This window comes from Saccharopolyspora galaxeae, assembly GCF_016526145.1.
Lineage (GTDB): Bacteria > Actinomycetota > Actinomycetes > Mycobacteriales > Pseudonocardiaceae > Saccharopolyspora_C > Saccharopolyspora_C galaxeae.
The window spans coordinates 75,167-90,922 of record NZ_JADDUE010000002.1 but is presented as its reverse complement, the minus strand read 5'-3'; the positions used below and the strand labels follow the sequence as shown (position 1 = coordinate 90,922).

Sequence of the window (15,756 nt, the reverse complement as noted above, 5' to 3'; positions counted from 1 at the left end):
GAACTCCTTGCGGACGGAATCGGAGTTACACCCAAGTGTAAACGGAGCCCGACGGCGTGGTGACCGGCCACCTGCGCCAATCTCCCCGGAACGGCCCGCTGACCTGGGAATCCGTGAAGCGGATCACGGCGATGTGAAGCCGGTCATCACCGCGGCGAATTCGGAGGGAAGCTGCCCGCTCACCGTGCGCGTTCCATTTCCGACGGACCGCCGACGCGGCTGCATCGGGCGACCGGTCCGTTCACTCGGTGCGGAACACGGCGGTCATAGCCGGCGCAGGCGCTCGTGCACCCGGTTCAGGAGGTTCAAGTCCCGGCAGGGCTCCGGGTGGATCCGGCCGGACCAGGACAGGCGGCGGTCGAGCTGCGCGGCTTCGGATGCTTGCGGGACGCGACGGTCCAGGGGCATCGCGGGCTTCTCGTGCTTACCCATGGCGGACGCTCCCGCAGGTGTGCCGAGCGGGGCCGGGGTGTTCGGGGACACCACCACCGGCCCCGCCGACCCACTGCCCCGGCACGATGCGCTGGGAGGACCACGACGCACCGGGGCAGCGGAAGCCGCGCCCGCGATCCAGGCAGGCCGCGGGGAGGACGGGCCGGAGACGGGAACAGCCCGGCGATCGGCTCGGCACTGGAGGCGATTGCGGCATGTCCCAACCTTCGCCCCGACGAGCCGTCGAAGTTTTGCCTCGCAGGCAATCACTCGGACGGGTGGCTGCTATACCCGCAGACCCGCGCGGTAGGCCATGCCGCGCAACTCGCGGCCGGAGGCGTCTCGCTTCGACTTCGCCAAGAGCTCGGCGAGGATGGCGCGCATGAACGGGTGGCGGTGGATGCGCGTGGGCGAGATCTGCTCGGCGTTGCGCAGCTTCAGCACCGCATCGTCGCGACGGTTCGGCAGGTGAGTGAGCGCGCGCCCGTACTCGCGCCAATACGCCGCCTTCCGCGTCGGCGACGGCAACGCCTCCGGATCGACGTATTCCGCGATCCGCGCTGCCTCGGCAGGTTCGTCGGCCTCCAGGGCGACCGACATGCGCCACACGCCTACGTTCGACGGGCCGAACCCGAACCACATCGCGTTGCCCTCACCGGTCCGGGATGCCAGGTCGGCCGCGTGCTCGAGCGCCGAAAGCCGTCCGGCGTGATCACCTCGAGCAGCCGTCACGAGCGAGGACGTGAGCGCGACCATCCCGGTCAGCTGCATCGCCGCCGATGTGGCGGTGCCGGGATCGGCCGCCGCCAACGTCCGCGAAGCAAGATCTGCCCCACCCGCTCCGAGCAGGCCGAACGCGGTTCCGAACGCGCTCACCGCGTGGTAGGCGGGTTCTTCCAAGCGCTCCGCCGCACTCCGCGCCAGCATCGACGCCTGCCAGGACAGATCGAGGTTCGCGCCGAGATCCCCGAGCCATGCCTGGGTGCCCTGCACGTGCGTCAGGACGGCCAACCGCAGCAGCGCACGCTCATCCCGCCCGGTCCCGAGCGTGGTGTGCAGATCCTTGATCAGCGCGGGAAGCCGCGCGCCCACGAGGCCGTAATCGCAATCCCGCTGAGCGTTCAAGATCTCGGCAGTCCTCGCCGCGAGGGCGTCAACGGGCGCAACCGCACCGCCTGGCTCGCCCATGCTCACCTGGAGCATCGCCAGGCGTACGGCGTTGAGTCCGCGGTCCTCTTCCGGCTCACCGCTGTTGGGAACCGCGGTGCGCATGATCTCGCTCGGCGCCACGTCCAGGGCTTCCGCGAGCCGGATGATCAACGAACGGCGGTCGAGCGCGCGATCGCCGGACTCCAGCCGCGACAGGTACGACGTGGAAATCCCCGCGAGCCCGGCGATCACCGCGAGGCTCTTGCCTCTCGCCTTGCGGATCTCGCGGAGCGTCTCACCTGGTGCTTCCGCCATCCGAACACACCCCGCTTCACCGAAAGGTCCGCCGCGCACCGGCGGAGAGGCACGCCCAGAGTGCCAGCCGCGGTCACCACCGCTCCAGCAGTTCCACGCTGGCGGCCATGACAGTCGCTCCCGCAGGTGTGCCGAGCGGGGCCGGAGTGTTCGGGGGCACCACCACCGGCCCCGCCGACCCACTGCCCCGGCACGATGCGCTGGGAGGACCACGACGCACCGGGGCAGCGGTAGCCGCGCCCGCGATCCAGGCAGGCCGCGGGGAGGACGGGCCGGAGACGGGAACAGCCCGGCGGTCGGCTCTGCACTGGAGGCGATTGCGGCATGCACTTAATGTCGCTGCTTGATCACGAAGAGTGAAGTAGTTGCGCGGCCATGCGCATAACCGCGCATCGGGAGCTATTGAGCGGCTGCCGCGTCGGCGAAAGCCTTGCGGTATTCGCCCGTCCACGCGGCACCTTGCTGGTCTGCGGGCAGACCGTTCAGCCCCTGTTCGAGATGATCGGCCGCGACGTCGTACGAGGCCAGCGACATGCGCGCCAAGCCGAGGTTGAGCCGGTGGAAAGTCGGGTTGAGCCAGTAGGCCGTTCTGGGCGCGGGATGCCGGGCCGACTCCTCCAGCAGACCGTCGGCCACCTCGAGCATCCGTCGTGCGCCGTCGCGATCCCCGAGCCGTCCGGCGCCGTGCGCGGCCTGCGCGGCAGCTCCGAGACGTTGATGGACGCTCGCACCCGGCGTGTGGTGCTCGGCCAGGAACCAGCGGGCCACACCGCGCCAATTGCCTCGCTGGCGGGCGACGTAGCCGCGGAAGTTCGCGGCCTGCGCAGCGAGCACACCGTCCCCGATCTCGTCAGCCGCCTGTTCCGCATCGGCCAGCCAGCGCAGGGCTTCCTCGTCCTGACGAGTCTCGGCGTACAGCCACCCCGCGAACTGCACCCACTCGGCAACGACCTCGGCGAGCGCACCGCGATGCGGTCCGGTCGCCTGCCGCACCAGGTCCGTGACCATCCGGACCTGCGCCAGCGTCGCCGGAATCAGCGGTCCCGGACCCATGGTGTCGTCCAGGCGCCGCTGTGCCGCGAGCACGCTCGCCAGCGCGGCGACCGCACCACCGTCCAACTTGTGCGGACGTTCCCGCACTCGACCGAGGCGATCGCGGTCGTCCGAGGTGAGCACGTCCGGCGCGATGTCACCGGTGGCCAACCTCCGCAGCTCACCGCCCGCGCCGAGGAGTTCGTCCAAGTGGCCCGCGGTGTTCGGCGACGGGCGCTGCCGATCGTTCTCGTACCGGGACAGGTTGCCCTGATCAACGTGCACTTGTCGCGCAACAGCCGGTTGGGACAGGCCGGCGGCCAGCCGAAACCGCCGGAGGGCCTGCCCGAAGGTCTCGGACACGGTGATCCTCTTCTGCCGAATCTCCGCCGATCCTCGGCGGAGAGATCAGATTACCGAGCGCGGTGCTTCTTGGACAGCGTGTGATCACCACGAGCCAATGCGCGCTCAGGAAGCCGGGACCTCGCGGAGGGCGCCGAGGACTCGGCGGTGCGTGAGCCAGCCGGAGAGTTCGCGACCGGACTCGTCGAGCACCGGCAGCGCGCCGCCGGGCGCCGAGGCCAGCGCGTCCAGCGCCTCGGCGAGCGTGGCGCGGTCGGTGATCAGCGGTGGGAGTTCGGCCAGATCACCGGTGAGCCTGCGAGGGTCCTCGCCGCCCGGTTCGAGCCGCTGCGCGCCCAACGCTTGCGCGACCGCCCGGGTCGTCACGCAGCCCCGGTACTCGCCGTCCGGGTCGACCACCGGCAGCACGCCGTATCCGGACAGCGCGAGCTGTTGCGCGGCATCGGAGAGCTCCGCTTCGGCGCGCAACGCCTCCGGCAACGACTGCACCACCCCGTGCACGCCGCGGCTCGTCAACGGCCAGTTCGCGCGGCTGGCCTCCAGGTCGACGCCGCGGCGCCGCAGCTTCAGCGTGTAGATCGTGCCCTTGCTCATCGCGCGGCTGACCAGCGTCGCGATCACGATCGCCGCCATCAGCGGCAGGATGATCGAGTACTCGCCGGTGAGCTCGAACAGCACGATCACGGCCGTGATCGGCGCCCGCGCCGCCCCGGCGAAGGCAGCCCCCATGCCGATCATCCCGTAGACACCGGGTGCCGCCGTCGCGCCCGGCATCAGCTCGTGCACCACCGCGCCGAACGCGGTGCCCGCCATGCCGCCGATGAACAACGACGGCGCGAACACCCCGCCGGAACCGCCGACGCCGATCGTCAGGCTCGTGGCGAGCATCTTGCCGACCACCAGCAGCAGCAGGAAAGCGACCGCGTACTTCCCGCCGATGGCGTTCTGCAGCACCGGGTAGCCCACGCCGTACATCTCCGGCAGCACCAGCAGGATGCCGCCGACCAGCAGCCCACCGACCGCCGGGCGCAGCCACTCCGGCCCGCGCCACAACCGGTCGCAGAGGTCCTCGACCAGGTACAGCACCCGGCTGAACCCGATCCCGAGCGCGCCCGCGAGCACGCCCAGCAGCACGATCAGCAGGTACTCGTGCGAACCCGTCAGCGACAGCTTCGGCAGCTCCAGGAACGCCTCGTTGCCCAGCACGGCCCTGCCGATGACGCTGGCGGTCACGCTGGCGACGACCACGGCGGCGAACGAGTCCACCGCGAAGCTGCTCAGTATCAGCTCCATCGCGAAGAACGGGCCGGTCAGCGGCGCGTTGAAGGTCGCGGCGATGCCGCCTGCCGCGCCGCAGGCGACCAGCACCCGCAGCCGCGACTCCGGCAGCCGCACCCTGCGGCCGAGCGAGGAACCGAGCGCGGAGCCGATCTGCACGATCGGCCCTTCGCGGCCGACCGAGCCGCCGGAGCCGATGCACAGCGCGGAGGCGAGCGCCTTGACGAAGCTGACCTTCGCCGGGATGCGGCCGCCGTGCTCGGCGACCGCGTACATCACTTCCGGCACCCCGTGCCCGCGCGCTTCCGGCGCGAACCGCTGCACCAGCGGCCCGTACACGAGTCCCGCGATGACCGGTGTGAACAGCACGAACCACGGCCCGAGCGCGGGCAGCCACGGGTGCGCCGCCCCGCCCGCGACGGAGTAGTCGGCGGTTCCGGACAGCAGCCGGGTGAACGACTGCACCAGCCAGCGGAACACGATCGCGCCGAGTCCGGCGCCGACGCCGATGACCACGGCGAGCGCGACCAGACCGGACGTCCGCTCCCGCAGCCACGTCCCGATTCCGTGGCGGTCAGGCAGTGCGGGACGGCGGGATTCGTACGTCGCAACCACTCTTGCATGATGCAACAGTTGCCCATGGCACGAAATGTAAGATGCGGAACACCGGGCAGCACCGGCCCGGCGGCGGCTCCGGTACAACGGAGCCCATGCCCCGCCCCGACGTCGACGACGAGCTGCCGGTCGAGGACATCGACGCGGTCACCGACGCGATGCTCACCGCATCCCGGCTGCTGGTGGCCGCCTCCGCGCGCTCCATCGCCGCGGTGGACGACTCGCTCACGCTGCCGCAGTTCCGGCTGCTGGTGGCGCTGCACGGACGCGGCCCGCTCAAGCACGCGGCGGTGGCCGAGCTGCTGGGCGTGAACCCGTCCACGGTCACCCGGATGATCAACCGACTGGTCACGTCGGGCCTGGTGGACCGGCAGGTCAGCCCCACCTCGCGGCGGGAGAGCGCGGTGTCGGTGACCGCGGCCGGGGCCGACGTGGTGCGGGAGGTCACCGAGCACCGGCGCACCGAGATCGCGCGGATCGTGCGGCGGATGCCCGCCACGGCGCGGCGCGGGATGGTCGACGCGCTCACGGCCTTCACGCAGGCGGGCGGAGAACCGCCGGTCAGCAGCTCGCCCTACGACGCCGCCGACACCTACGAGCGTTGATCGACTTCAGCCCTCGACGCGGACCAAAGGCAGCCACGGGGTCAGGTCGGCCCGCGAGCCCGAGGCGCTGACCAGTCCGGATTCGACCGCTGCCGGGAAATCCAGCCTGCCGGTGGCCAGCAGCAGCCAGGTGCGCGCGTCCGTCTCGATCACGTTCGGCGGGGTGCCGCGGGTGTGCTCCGGTCCGGCGACGCACTGCACGGCCGCGAACGGCGGTACGCGGACCTCGACGGTGCGGCCGGGCGCGACGGCTTCCAGGGTGCGCAGGCTCAGCTTCACCGCGGACGCGGTTTCCGCGCGGGACGGGCGCTGCGCCGCGTCTTCGGCCCAGGGGTCCGCCAGCCACGGCGCTACGGCGGCCACGGCGGCGCGCATCTCGTTCGGATCGACCCGTCGACGCGGAGGCATGGCGCAAGCTTACGAGCAGCACCGCAGCGCACGGTCCGGGCCGCCCGAAGATCACAACCAGCCGAGCTTGACCGCCTGCATCCCGGCCTGGAAGCGCGTCTCCACCCCTAACCGAGCGACCAGCTCCCGCACCCGCCGGTGCGCGGTGCGCGCGCTGAAGCCCATCAGCCGTCCGATCGTGTCATCGGTGGCACCGGAGGCCAGCAGCGACAGGATCCAGCGCTCTTCCTCGGAAGGCTGCTCGTCGCCGCTGATCACCCGCTCGCCGGAGGCGAACGGCGCGGCGAACCGCCACAGGTCCTCGAAGATCCGCATCACCGCGACCAGCAGCGCCGAGTGCCGGATCACCACCGCGCTGTCCACGGTCTGCTCGGTGGTGGTCAGCGGCAGCAGCGCCACCTCGTTGTCGACCAGGATCATCTTCGCGGGAGCGACGTGCACGACCCGCGCCTGCTCGCCCAGCGAGACCAGCTTGGCCGTCAGCTCCAGCTGCGGCGGGCGCGCCAGCGCCGCCCGGTCGTAGAGCACCTGGTACTCGACGCCTTCGGCGAGCTTGCGGGACTCCAGCGAATCCAGCGCTCCGGTCGCGGCGTAGGGCGGTTTCGCCACGCCCTGCACCAGCTCTGTCGCGCTGCGCTGCAACTCGTAGGCGGCCCATCCGACGCGGCGCGCACCGTGCACGACCTGCAGGACTCCGCCCGCTCCGGACCGCGCCTTGGCGACCCGGGCGACCGAGGCCACCGCTTCGCGCGCCTCGGCCTGGGCTTGCACGGCCTGTTCGGCGACCCGCGGGGCCGCCCGATCCGGCGTGCGTTCAGGCGCCTCGGTGAATCCGGACAACACGGCACAACCTTCCATGACGCGCCCGGACAACTCCGGTCTGGACCAGTGTTGCTGCGAGCATCGAGCCGGTCCCCTCCTGGGAGGGAACGTATGCACCGGGAGACCCGGCTGGGAACCCACTTTTGCGGGATGACGACGTTCGACCTTCGGCTAACCCCGTTCGGCGGCGGGAATTCATCCCCCGAATGCAGCAGCGCAGGCACATTTCCGGCACCGCTTCAGCGCGCGGCGCACCGGTTCCGCCGGGAACGGCACGGCGGGCCTTTCCTCAGCAACGAGGAACGGCCCGCCGAGGTGACGATTCACATTCACAGTTCTCCGGTTTGCAGCAGATCCGGGGTCGTACCCTCCGGCGCCCCGTTGATGACGCCTGCCGCGGCGGTGCCCTGCAAGCCCGAGATCACGTCCGCCGGAGCGGCGTCCGGATCGGCTTCCAGGAAAAGCGCGCCGACACCGGCCACGTGCGGGCTGGCCATCGACGTGCCGCTGAGCGTCGCCGTTCCGCCGCCGGGCGCGAGCGAGAGGATGTCCACACCGGGCGCGTAGCCCTCGACCGTGGCGCCGAAGTTCGTGAACTCCGCGGAGGAGTCGTCGCGATCCGAAGCCGCCGTGGTGTAGACGCCCTCCGCGCTGGCCGGCGAGGTGTTCTCCGCGTCCTGCGACTCGTTGCCCGCCGCCACCGCGAGGAACACGCCGGAATCGACCAGCCCGGTGGCCGCCTCGTCCAGCGCCGGATCCTTCGCACCGCCCAGCGACATGTTCGCCACCGAAGGGCCGTCGGCGTTCTGCGCCACCCAGTCCATGCCCGCGACGATGTCGGCGGTGGTGCCGCTGCCGTTGTCGTCGAGCACCTTCACCCCGACCAGCTCGGCCTGCTTGGCGACCCCGTAGGTGGCGGAGCCGATGGTGCCCGCGACGTGCGTGCCGTGGCCGTTGCCGTCGGTGCCGTCGCCGCCGGTGGCGTCGTGGCCGACTGATGCGCGGCCCTGGAAGTCCGGGTGATCCTGGGCGATCCCGGTGTCGATGATGTAGGCGGTCACGCCCGCACCGGTGCCGTTGGTGTCGTACTGGCCGTCCAGCGGCAGGTTCGGCTGGTCGATCCGGTCCAGGCCCCAGGAGCCGGCCTCCGCCCGGGGCTGGGGGTCGGTCTGGATGTGGAAGTTCTGCGAGACGCCTTCGACGTCGTTGCTCTCGCGCACGCGCTGCAGCTGCTGCGGGCTGAGCGTGGCCGAGAAACCGTTCAGGCTGTGCGCGTAGAGGTGTTCGGCGCGCACGCCGAGCTCCCCGGCGACGGCCGCGGCGTCCTGGCCGTCTTCGAGGTTGACGATGTAGGAGTCGGCGGTTCCGTCCGCCGAGATCACCTGGTCTTCCGGGTGCATGGTCAGCGGTGCGAGGGTCTGGTCGGGTGCGGCGCTCGCGGGAGCTCCGGCGAACGCGAGCGCGGCGGCCGCGAGGCCCGCGCCCGCTCCCGCCCACCGGCGCCGGACTGGCGATTCGGACATGGTTGCCTCCCCTTCAGCGTCATCCGGGTGGGGCCGGATGAAATCTGATGGTGCTGTTCCGACGAAAGCACGGAAATGCAGCGAACCGGGCGGTTTGGCGACTTGTCGCCAAACACTTGCGCCGGAAGGGTAACGGCGTTCCGCATCTTTTTCGGATCACCCGATAACATGCCGGGCGATTTTCACCCGAACGGCCTTGCGCAGCGTTTTCAATTGGAAATTGACGCCGTTGCCGCGCCCGCCGGAGAGCCGCACGCAACGCGTCGGATCTGCGCGCGAAACGCGCCCGCAATTAGGGGATAATGTGCTCATCGCTCACTCGATCGGCCGCATCCGCCGCGACAGCGCGCGATCGAGCGGGCGGAATCCGCGCACCGATGAGGTTCGCGGCAGCACGAACGGAATGCGCTCAGGTCGCCGCGACCCAGCGGCGCAGCTTCAACCGCACCGCCTCGACGTACTCCTCGGGCAGCTCGGCCGCGGAGTCCTCCGCGGGGACCGAGTCCGCCTGCCGTTCACCGCCCGCCGGGGCGACGCCGTATTCGAGGCCGTAGTACAGGTACAGCGCGTGCTCCTGTTCCAGCAGCAGATCGCCCTGCTCGAGGGTGACCCGCGGTGCCTGCCGCACCGTCTCCTTGAGCACCGAAACGGTCAGCGTGTCTCCGTCGAACGCGGCGCCGTCCAGCGGCACGAAACTCTCGTTCGTGCCGAAGAGTCCGGTTTGGACGGTGATCCAGGCGGGCTGCTCGGTGGCTTCGTCCAGGAACAGCTGCCCGACGATGCCGACCCGCTGCCCGGCCGGGTCGAACACCTCGCAGCCGAACAACCGCAGTGCTTCCCGCTGACCGATCATGCCGACCGCCTCCCGAACTCGACCGCACCGGCTGCCGCCGAACGCGCCCGCCCGGCCGAGCAGCGGCCACTCCCGCCCAGTCTGCCCCCGCCGCCGCGGCACCGGCACCTCGGAACGGCTGATCCCGCCGCGCGGAAAACTCCTGCCGCACGGGCGAATCCGCACCGACCCGCAGCACCGCACCGTCCGACCTGGACCGTCCCGGGGGCGCCCGCCGGAGGCATCGCGGGGGCGGGTAGAACTGACACGCTCCCGGGTACCCGAGCGCGGGGCCCGAAGGCAACTCACCGACCACGAAGGACGCCAGCATGTCAGAGCAGCCCGGTCAGCCCGGCCCGCCGCCGATCACCGACGAGATGCGGGAACAGGCCCGGCAGACGCCGAACAGCTGGCTCTACATCGTCGACCCCGGCTACCAGGACTCCGGGGAGGACGTGCCGCCGGAAGGCGTGATCGGCGCGTACCACATCGACGCCGACGGCGAGATCGACGAGGACTTCCAGTTCAACGACGAGTACGAGCCGTCGGACGTGTCGATCGAGCTGCCGGAACCGGTCAACGAGCTGGAACGGGTGCTGCAGCGGATCGCGGGCGGCGAGGCGCCGGAGGACGAGCTGCCACCCGCCGTGCTGGCCGCCGAGGTGCTGCTCTACGACCCGGAGAACGGCGAGGGCGAACTCGCCGTCTACGCCGCCGAGCTGGACGACGGCAGCCAGCTGGTGCCCGCCTGCACCTCGCAGGAGCGGGTGCCGGAGAGCTGGCCGGGCACCCGCCGCGTCCCCGGCGACGCGCTGCCGCAGCTGCTGGCGGGCCTGGACCTGGGGCTGAACCTGGACGAGACGGTGCGCGCGGTCATCCCGCACAGCACGCTCGTGGACGACTCCGCGAGCTGACGCACCGGCGCGCGGATGGTGGTCGGCAGCCGCGTGGATGCCTAGCCTCGGCGGTGTGAGCAACGATCACCACTCCGGCAAGCCCGGTCGCATCGGCGACTACGCGCTGCTGTCCGATCTGCGCACCGCCGCGCTGGTCGGCACCGACGGCTCGGTGGACTGGCTGTGCCTGCCGCGGTTCGACTCGCCGTCCTGCTTCAGCCGGCTGCTCGGCGACGAGCGGGACGGGCATTGGCAGCTCGCACCGGCCGGGCCGGTGCGCGAGGTCCGGCGCCGCTACCGGGACAACTCGCTGGTCGTGGAGACCGATTTCCACACCGACGACGGGGTGCTGCGGCTGGTCGACAGCATGCCGCCGCACGAGAAGAACCAGTTCGACCAGCCGTGCCTGGTGCGGATGCTGGAGTGCGTGTCCGGGTCCGTGCAGGTCCGGATGCGCTGGATCGTGCGGTTCGCCTACGGCGACTCGGTGCCGTGGGTGCGGCACGTGCGCCAGACCAGCCCGGAGCACGACGAGTACATCCTGGCGATCGCCGGGCCGCACACCGCCGTGCTGCGCGGCGATCTGCTGCCGCAGCGGGTCGCGCACGAGCGCGCGCACGAGCTGGTGTTCGCGCTCGAAGCCGGGCAGCGCCGGTCGTGGGTGATGCAGTGGTCGCAGGACCACGAGGAAGTCCCGCCGCCGATGGACCCGGTGCAGGAGACCCGGGACAGCGAGGACTTCTGGCAGGAGTGGACCGGCAAGATCAATTACACCGGTCCGCACGCCGGCGCGGTGTACCGGTCGCTGGCCACGCTCAAGGCCCTCACCTACGCGCCCACCGGCGGCATGGTCGCCGCGCCGACCACGTCGCTGCCCGAGACCGCGGGCGGCAGCCGCAACTGGGACTACCGCTACTGCTGGCTGCGGGACGCCACGCTGGTGCTGCTGGCGCTGGACAACTTCGGCTGCTCCGACGAGGCCGCAGCGTGGCGCCGGTGGCTGGTGCGCGCCGTCGCGGGCGACCCCGCGGACGCGCAGATCATGTACGGCGTGGACGGGCAGCGGCACCTGCTGGAATGGGAGGTCGACTGGCTTTCCGGCTACCACGGCGCACAGCCGGTCCGGGTCGGCAACGGCGCGTACCGGCAACTGCAGCTAGACGTCTACGGCGAGGTCATGGACGCGCTGCACCTCGCGCGGGAACGCGGCGTGCGGGAGAACGCCGACACCTGGGCGCTGCAACGGGGCATGATCAAGCACTTGGAGAAGATCTGGCAGCAGCCGGACAAGGGCCTGTGGGAGGTGCGCGGGCCGGACCGGCACTTCACGCACTCGCGGGTGATGGTCTGGGTCGCGTTCGACCGCGCGGTGCGCGCCGCGGAGGAGGACGGACTGCCCGGTCAGGTGCAGCGCTGGCGCGAGCTGCGGGATGCGGTGCACGCCGAAGTCCTGGAGCACGGCTGGAACGAAGAGCTCGGCGCGTTCACCCAGTACTACGGCGGCACCACGCTGGATGCCGCGACGCTGCTGATGCCGTCGGTGGGTTTCCTGCCCGGCTCCGACGAACGGGTGCGGAGCACGATCCGCGCGGTGGAGCGGGAGCTGCGCCGCGGCGTGCTGGTGGACCGCTACTCGACCGACGAGGAGGCGAGCTCGGTGGACGGCCTGGCCGGGCGCGAGGGCTCGTTCCTGGCGTGCTCGTTCTGGCTGGTCGACGCGCTGGCGCTGAGCGGGCGCAGGCAGGAGGCCGAGGAGATGTTCGACGAGCTGGTGCAGCTGTCCAACGACGTCGGCCTCTTCGCCGAGGAATACGACGGGCGAACCGGCCTGTTCGCGGGCAACTTCCCGCAGGCTTTCTCCCACCTGGCGCTGGTCAATTCGGCCGCCGTGCTCTACGGCGGGCACACTCGGGGCGAGATGAGCAGGCGAAACGGAGGGGGATCGCGGTGAGGGCGGCGACGGTGGTGCCCGGCAAGCCGGACCTGGCGGCGGTCTCCGAGCTGCCGGACCCCGCTCCGCGGCCGGGCGAGCTGCTGGTGGAGGGCTTGCTGACCGGGGTGTGCGCGACCGACCACGACGTCACGCACTCCTCGCACGGGGCGTTGCCGCCGGGGCAGGACCGGATGGTGCTGTTCCACGAATCCCTCGGCCGCGTGCTGCACGCCCCCGCGATCAGCGGTTTCCGCGAGGGCGACTACGTGGTCGGCGTGGTGCGCAGGCCCGATCCGCGGCCGTGCGAAGCCTGCGCGGCCGGGCAGTGGGACTTCTGCCTCAACGGCGAGTACACCGAGTGCGGCATCAAGCAGCTGGACGGTTTCGGCGCGCAGCGCTGGACCATCGAACCGCGGTTCGCGATCAAGGCGGGCGGCGGGCTCGGCGAGCTCGCCGTGCTGACCGAACCGGCCTCGGTGGTCGCCAAGGCGTGGGAGCAGGCCGAGCTGATCGGCCGCCGCGCCTACTACTACCGGCCGCGGCACGCGCTGATCACCGGCGCGGGCGCGATCGGCCTGCTCGGTGCGCTGCTGGGCGTGCAGCGCGGGCTGGACGTGCACGTGCTGGACCAGGTCACCGACGGGCCGAAGCCGGAGCTGGTGCGTGAGCTCGGCGCCACTTACCACACGACGCTGGACGACCTGGGTTGCGAACCGGACGTGGTGATCGAGGCGACCGGTGCCGGTGAGGTCGTGTTCGACGTGCTGCGCCGCACCGCGCGCAACGCGGTCACCGTGCTCACCGGCATCGCCGGGCACGAGCGGACGCTGCCGGTGCCCGCCGGGGCGATCAACGACGAGCTGGTGCTGGACAACGACGTCGTGGTCGGCAGCGTGAACGCGAACCTGCGGCACTACGAGCAGGCCGTGGGCGCGCTGCGGGACGCCGACCACGGTTGGCTGCGCAAGCTGCTCAGCCGCCGGGTTCCGCTGGGCGACTGGACCGACGTGTTCACCCGGCACGACTCCGACGTCAAGGTCGTCGTCGACCTGCAGGCTTGAGCCCGCCGACACGCCCGCGCACCACCCGAGCAACCCACGCTCTGCCGGAGTGAACGGCCTGCTCGCCCAATCTATTCGGACCAGCAGTCCGTTCACTCCATGGCCGATCGCTTCCGGCGGATGACGTCCGCGCGTGTCGGCACCCCGGCAAGCTCCGAGTGCAGCGGTCAGGAGACGTGGTCGGCGATGAAGGCGCGGATGCGCTCGGCGGGGCAGGGGCGGGCGAAGAAGAAGCCCTGCCCGGTTTCGCAGCCGATGTCGGCCATCCGCCGCGCCTGCGCGTGCGTCTCCACGCCCTCCGCGGTGACGGTGAGCCCGAGCGTGTGCGCCAGGTCCACCAGCGTGCCGACGATCCGCGCGTCCACCGGATCGGCCCGCTCCGGATCGCGCAGCCCGGACATGAACGATCCGGCGATCTTGAGCTCGTGCACCGGCAGGTGCCGCAGGTAGGCCAGGTTCGAGTAGCCGGTGCCGAAGTCGTCGATGGCGATCCGCACGCCCATCTTGGCCAGCGTCCCCAGCGCCTCGATCGGCTCGTCGGCGGTGCCCATCACCGCGGACTCGGTCAGTTCGAGCTGCAACCGGCACGGTTCCAGCCCGGTTTCGCGCAGGATCGACTGCACGTCGGAGACCAGGTTCGGGTCGCGGGACTGGCGCACCGCGAGGTTGACGCTGACGAACGGGGCCGGCTCGCCGAACTCCTCGTGCCACTGCTTGGCCTGCCTGCACGCCTGGCGCAGCACCCAGCGGCCCAGCGGCACGATCAGCCCGGTCTCCTCGGCCAGGGCGATGAACCGGTCCGGGCCGAGCCTGCCCAGGTCCGGGTGCCACCAGCGGGCCAGCGCCTCCACCCCGACCACGCCGAACTCGCGCAGGCCCACCAGCGGCTGGTACTCCACGAAGAACTCTTCGCGCTCCAGCGCGGCGGGCATGGTCGCCGAGAGCCGGTACTGGGCGACTTCGGTGGCGTTGCGCTCCGGGTCGAACAGCGCCCACTGGCCCTTGCCCTCGGCCTTGGCCCAGTACAGCGTGACGTCGGCGTCGCGCATCAGCTCCGCGGCGCTCTGGTTCTCGATGCCGCGCTCGACGATGCCGATGCTGGCCGAGACGGACAGCTCGTGGCCGCCGATGCGGATCGGCTCGACCAGCGTGTCCAGGATCTCGTCGGCGATCTCGATGGCCTGCTCGGTGCTCGCGGAGTCCTCGATCAGGATCACGAACTCGTCGCCGCCCATCCGCGCGACCATCCGGTCCGCGCCGTGCACCGACTGCGCCAGCCGTTCGGAGACCGCGACCAGCAGGTCGTCCCCGACGTGGTGGCCGAGGCTGTCGTTGATCACCTTGAACCCGTCGAGGTCCATGTAGCACAGCGCGACCCGGTGCTCGGGCTTGCGATCGCGCATCGCGGCGGTGAGCCGCTCCAGGAACAGCGCCCGGTTCGGCAGCCCGGTCAGCGGGTCGTGCATCGCCTGGTGGCGCAGCCGGTCCTGGAGCATCTTGCGGTCGGTGACGTCCTCGATCATCGCCACCTGGTACAGCGGGAGACCGTCCTCGCCGCGCACCAGCGACATGATCAGTTCGGTCCAGGCGCGGCTGCCGTCCGGGCGGATGAACTGCTTCTCGATGCGGTACTGGTCGCGTTCGCCGCGGACGAGTTCTTCGTAGAGCCGCCAGACGCCCTCGGAGTCGGCCGGGTGCAGCAGGTCGTGCGTGGTCATCCGGCGCAGCTCCTCGGTGGGGCGGCCGAGGATGCGCCGCAGCGAGGAGTTGACCTCCAGGATGCGGCCGTTCATGTCCGCGATGCTGATGCCGATCGCGGCCTCCGCGAAGATCGCGCGGAAGCGGGCTTCGCTGGTGCGCAGCGCCTGCTCCACCGCGTCCCGCGCGTCGAGCACCGCCTGCCGGATGGCTTCCTGCTCGTCGAGCGTGCGCTTGCGCGCGGCGTGCACGAAGCCGGTGCACAGCGAGCTCTGCAGGGCGGACACGCGCTGCCTGCGGCCGGAGTCCTCGGGCAGGTTCAGCTCGGCCAGGAACCGTTCGCCGAGCAGGTCGACGCTGCGCGCCAGGGACTCCGCGCTGGTGAAGTGCACGGCCACCAGGTCGTCGCCCACGACGTGCGCGGGCGCGGGGTCGAACGGCTCGGACAGCAGGGCCGCGACCAGTTCGTCGGTGTAGCCCAGCAACCTGCCCTCGACCTCGGCGCTGGTCATCGGCACGTAGCTGGTGCCCATCAGGGACTGCGCCCAGACCGCGGCGAACCGGCGGCGATCGGTCCTGCTCACCGTCGAGTCCGCCGGTCGAGCGCTCGGCACCGGCGCGGTCCACCCGGTCATGCCCGTGGCGCCCCTCCACTCTCGGTCTTGGTACGGCGAATCCGCCCGGACCTCGTCGGTCATGCGGCGGCCCCTGGTCGTCCGGAGCATACGACCGGCTCCGCCGGGGGGTCGAACAGTCGCCACATCCCCACCCAGGGTAGTCATCCGCGTTGAACC

General features: G+C 71.2%; 14 protein-coding genes. 4 read left to right on the top strand and 10 right to left on the bottom strand.

Annotation, left to right across the window (positions count from 1 at the left end):
• Positions 1-264: 264 nt before the first annotated feature.
• From INP57_RS04635 to INP57_RS04620, 4 genes are all read right to left on the bottom strand, one after another.
• Entirely contained in the window at positions 265-432 is a 168-nt protein-coding gene (locus tag INP57_RS04635; protein ID WP_200068810.1) for a hypothetical protein, read from the bottom strand.
• 285 nt (positions 433-717) lie between these two features.
• Positions 718-1,896, bottom strand: coding sequence for a helix-turn-helix domain-containing protein (locus INP57_RS04630; protein WP_200068809.1), 1,179 nt, complete (start codon positions 1,894-1,896; stop codon positions 718-720).
• Positions 1,897-2,295: 399 nt separating this feature from the next.
• Positions 2,296-3,291, bottom strand: a complete 996-nt coding sequence (locus tag INP57_RS04625) for a helix-turn-helix transcriptional regulator (RefSeq protein ID WP_200068808.1) — start codon at positions 3,289-3,291, stop codon at positions 2,296-2,298.
• A gap of 105 nt (positions 3,292-3,396) precedes the next feature.
• Entirely contained in the window at positions 3,397-5,184 is a 1,788-nt protein-coding gene (locus INP57_RS04620; RefSeq protein WP_200068807.1) for a chloride channel protein, read from the bottom strand.
• 95 nt (positions 5,185-5,279) lie between these two features.
• Here INP57_RS04620 and INP57_RS04615 point away from each other — a divergent pair, with 95 nt between their 5' ends.
• On the top strand, positions 5,280-5,789 hold the full coding sequence (locus INP57_RS04615; RefSeq protein ID WP_200068806.1) for a MarR family winged helix-turn-helix transcriptional regulator: 510 nt from the start codon (positions 5,280-5,282) through the stop codon (positions 5,787-5,789).
• A 6-nt stretch (positions 5,790-5,795) separates the two neighbouring features.
• On the opposite strand, the gene INP57_RS04610 is transcribed toward INP57_RS04615, so the two are convergent.
• The 5 genes from INP57_RS04610 to INP57_RS04590 form a co-directional block, all read right to left on the bottom strand.
• Complete coding sequence (locus INP57_RS04610; RefSeq protein WP_200068805.1) at positions 5,796-6,197, bottom strand: sterol carrier family protein; 402 nt, start codon at positions 6,195-6,197, stop codon at positions 5,796-5,798.
• Positions 6,198-6,248: 51 nt separating this feature from the next.
• Entirely contained in the window at positions 6,249-7,040 is a 792-nt protein-coding gene (locus tag INP57_RS04605) for a helix-turn-helix domain-containing protein (RefSeq protein WP_295149668.1), read from the bottom strand.
• A 308-nt stretch (positions 7,041-7,348) separates the two neighbouring features.
• Positions 7,349-8,542, bottom strand: a complete 1,194-nt coding sequence (locus tag INP57_RS04600; protein ID WP_200068804.1) for a S8 family peptidase — start codon at positions 8,540-8,542, stop codon at positions 7,349-7,351.
• Positions 8,543-8,698: 156 nt separating this feature from the next.
• Complete coding sequence (locus INP57_RS04595; RefSeq protein ID WP_200068803.1) at positions 8,699-8,854, bottom strand: hypothetical protein; 156 nt, start codon at positions 8,852-8,854, stop codon at positions 8,699-8,701.
• Positions 8,855-8,951: 97 nt separating this feature from the next.
• Positions 8,952-9,395, bottom strand: coding sequence for a PRC-barrel domain-containing protein (locus tag INP57_RS04590; protein WP_200068802.1), 444 nt, complete (start codon positions 9,393-9,395; stop codon positions 8,952-8,954).
• A gap of 308 nt (positions 9,396-9,703) precedes the next feature.
• Here INP57_RS04590 and INP57_RS04585 point away from each other — a divergent pair, with 308 nt between their 5' ends.
• From INP57_RS04585 to INP57_RS04575, 3 genes are read left to right on the top strand one after another with little or no spacing between them, the layout of a single operon-like run.
• Positions 9,704-10,288: a type VII secretion system-associated protein gene (locus INP57_RS04585; protein WP_200068801.1), complete on the top strand. Its 585-nt coding sequence runs from the start codon at positions 9,704-9,706 to the stop codon at positions 10,286-10,288.
• Between the two features lie 55 nt (positions 10,289-10,343).
• Entirely contained in the window at positions 10,344-12,221 is a 1,878-nt protein-coding gene (locus INP57_RS04580) for a glycoside hydrolase family 15 protein (protein WP_307849909.1), read from the top strand.
• A complete protein-coding gene (locus tag INP57_RS04575) occupies positions 12,218-13,264 on the top strand; it encodes a glucose 1-dehydrogenase (RefSeq protein ID WP_200068799.1) in 1,047 nt (348 codons plus the stop codon). Before INP57_RS04580 ends, INP57_RS04575 begins: the two co-directional genes overlap by 4 nt.
• Before the next feature lie 167 nt (positions 13,265-13,431).
• Here INP57_RS04575 and INP57_RS04570 read toward each other — a convergent pair whose 3' ends face one another.
• Entirely contained in the window at positions 13,432-15,546 is a 2,115-nt protein-coding gene (locus tag INP57_RS04570; RefSeq protein ID WP_307849908.1) for a putative bifunctional diguanylate cyclase/phosphodiesterase, read from the bottom strand.
• Positions 15,547-15,756: the final 210 nt, after the last annotated feature.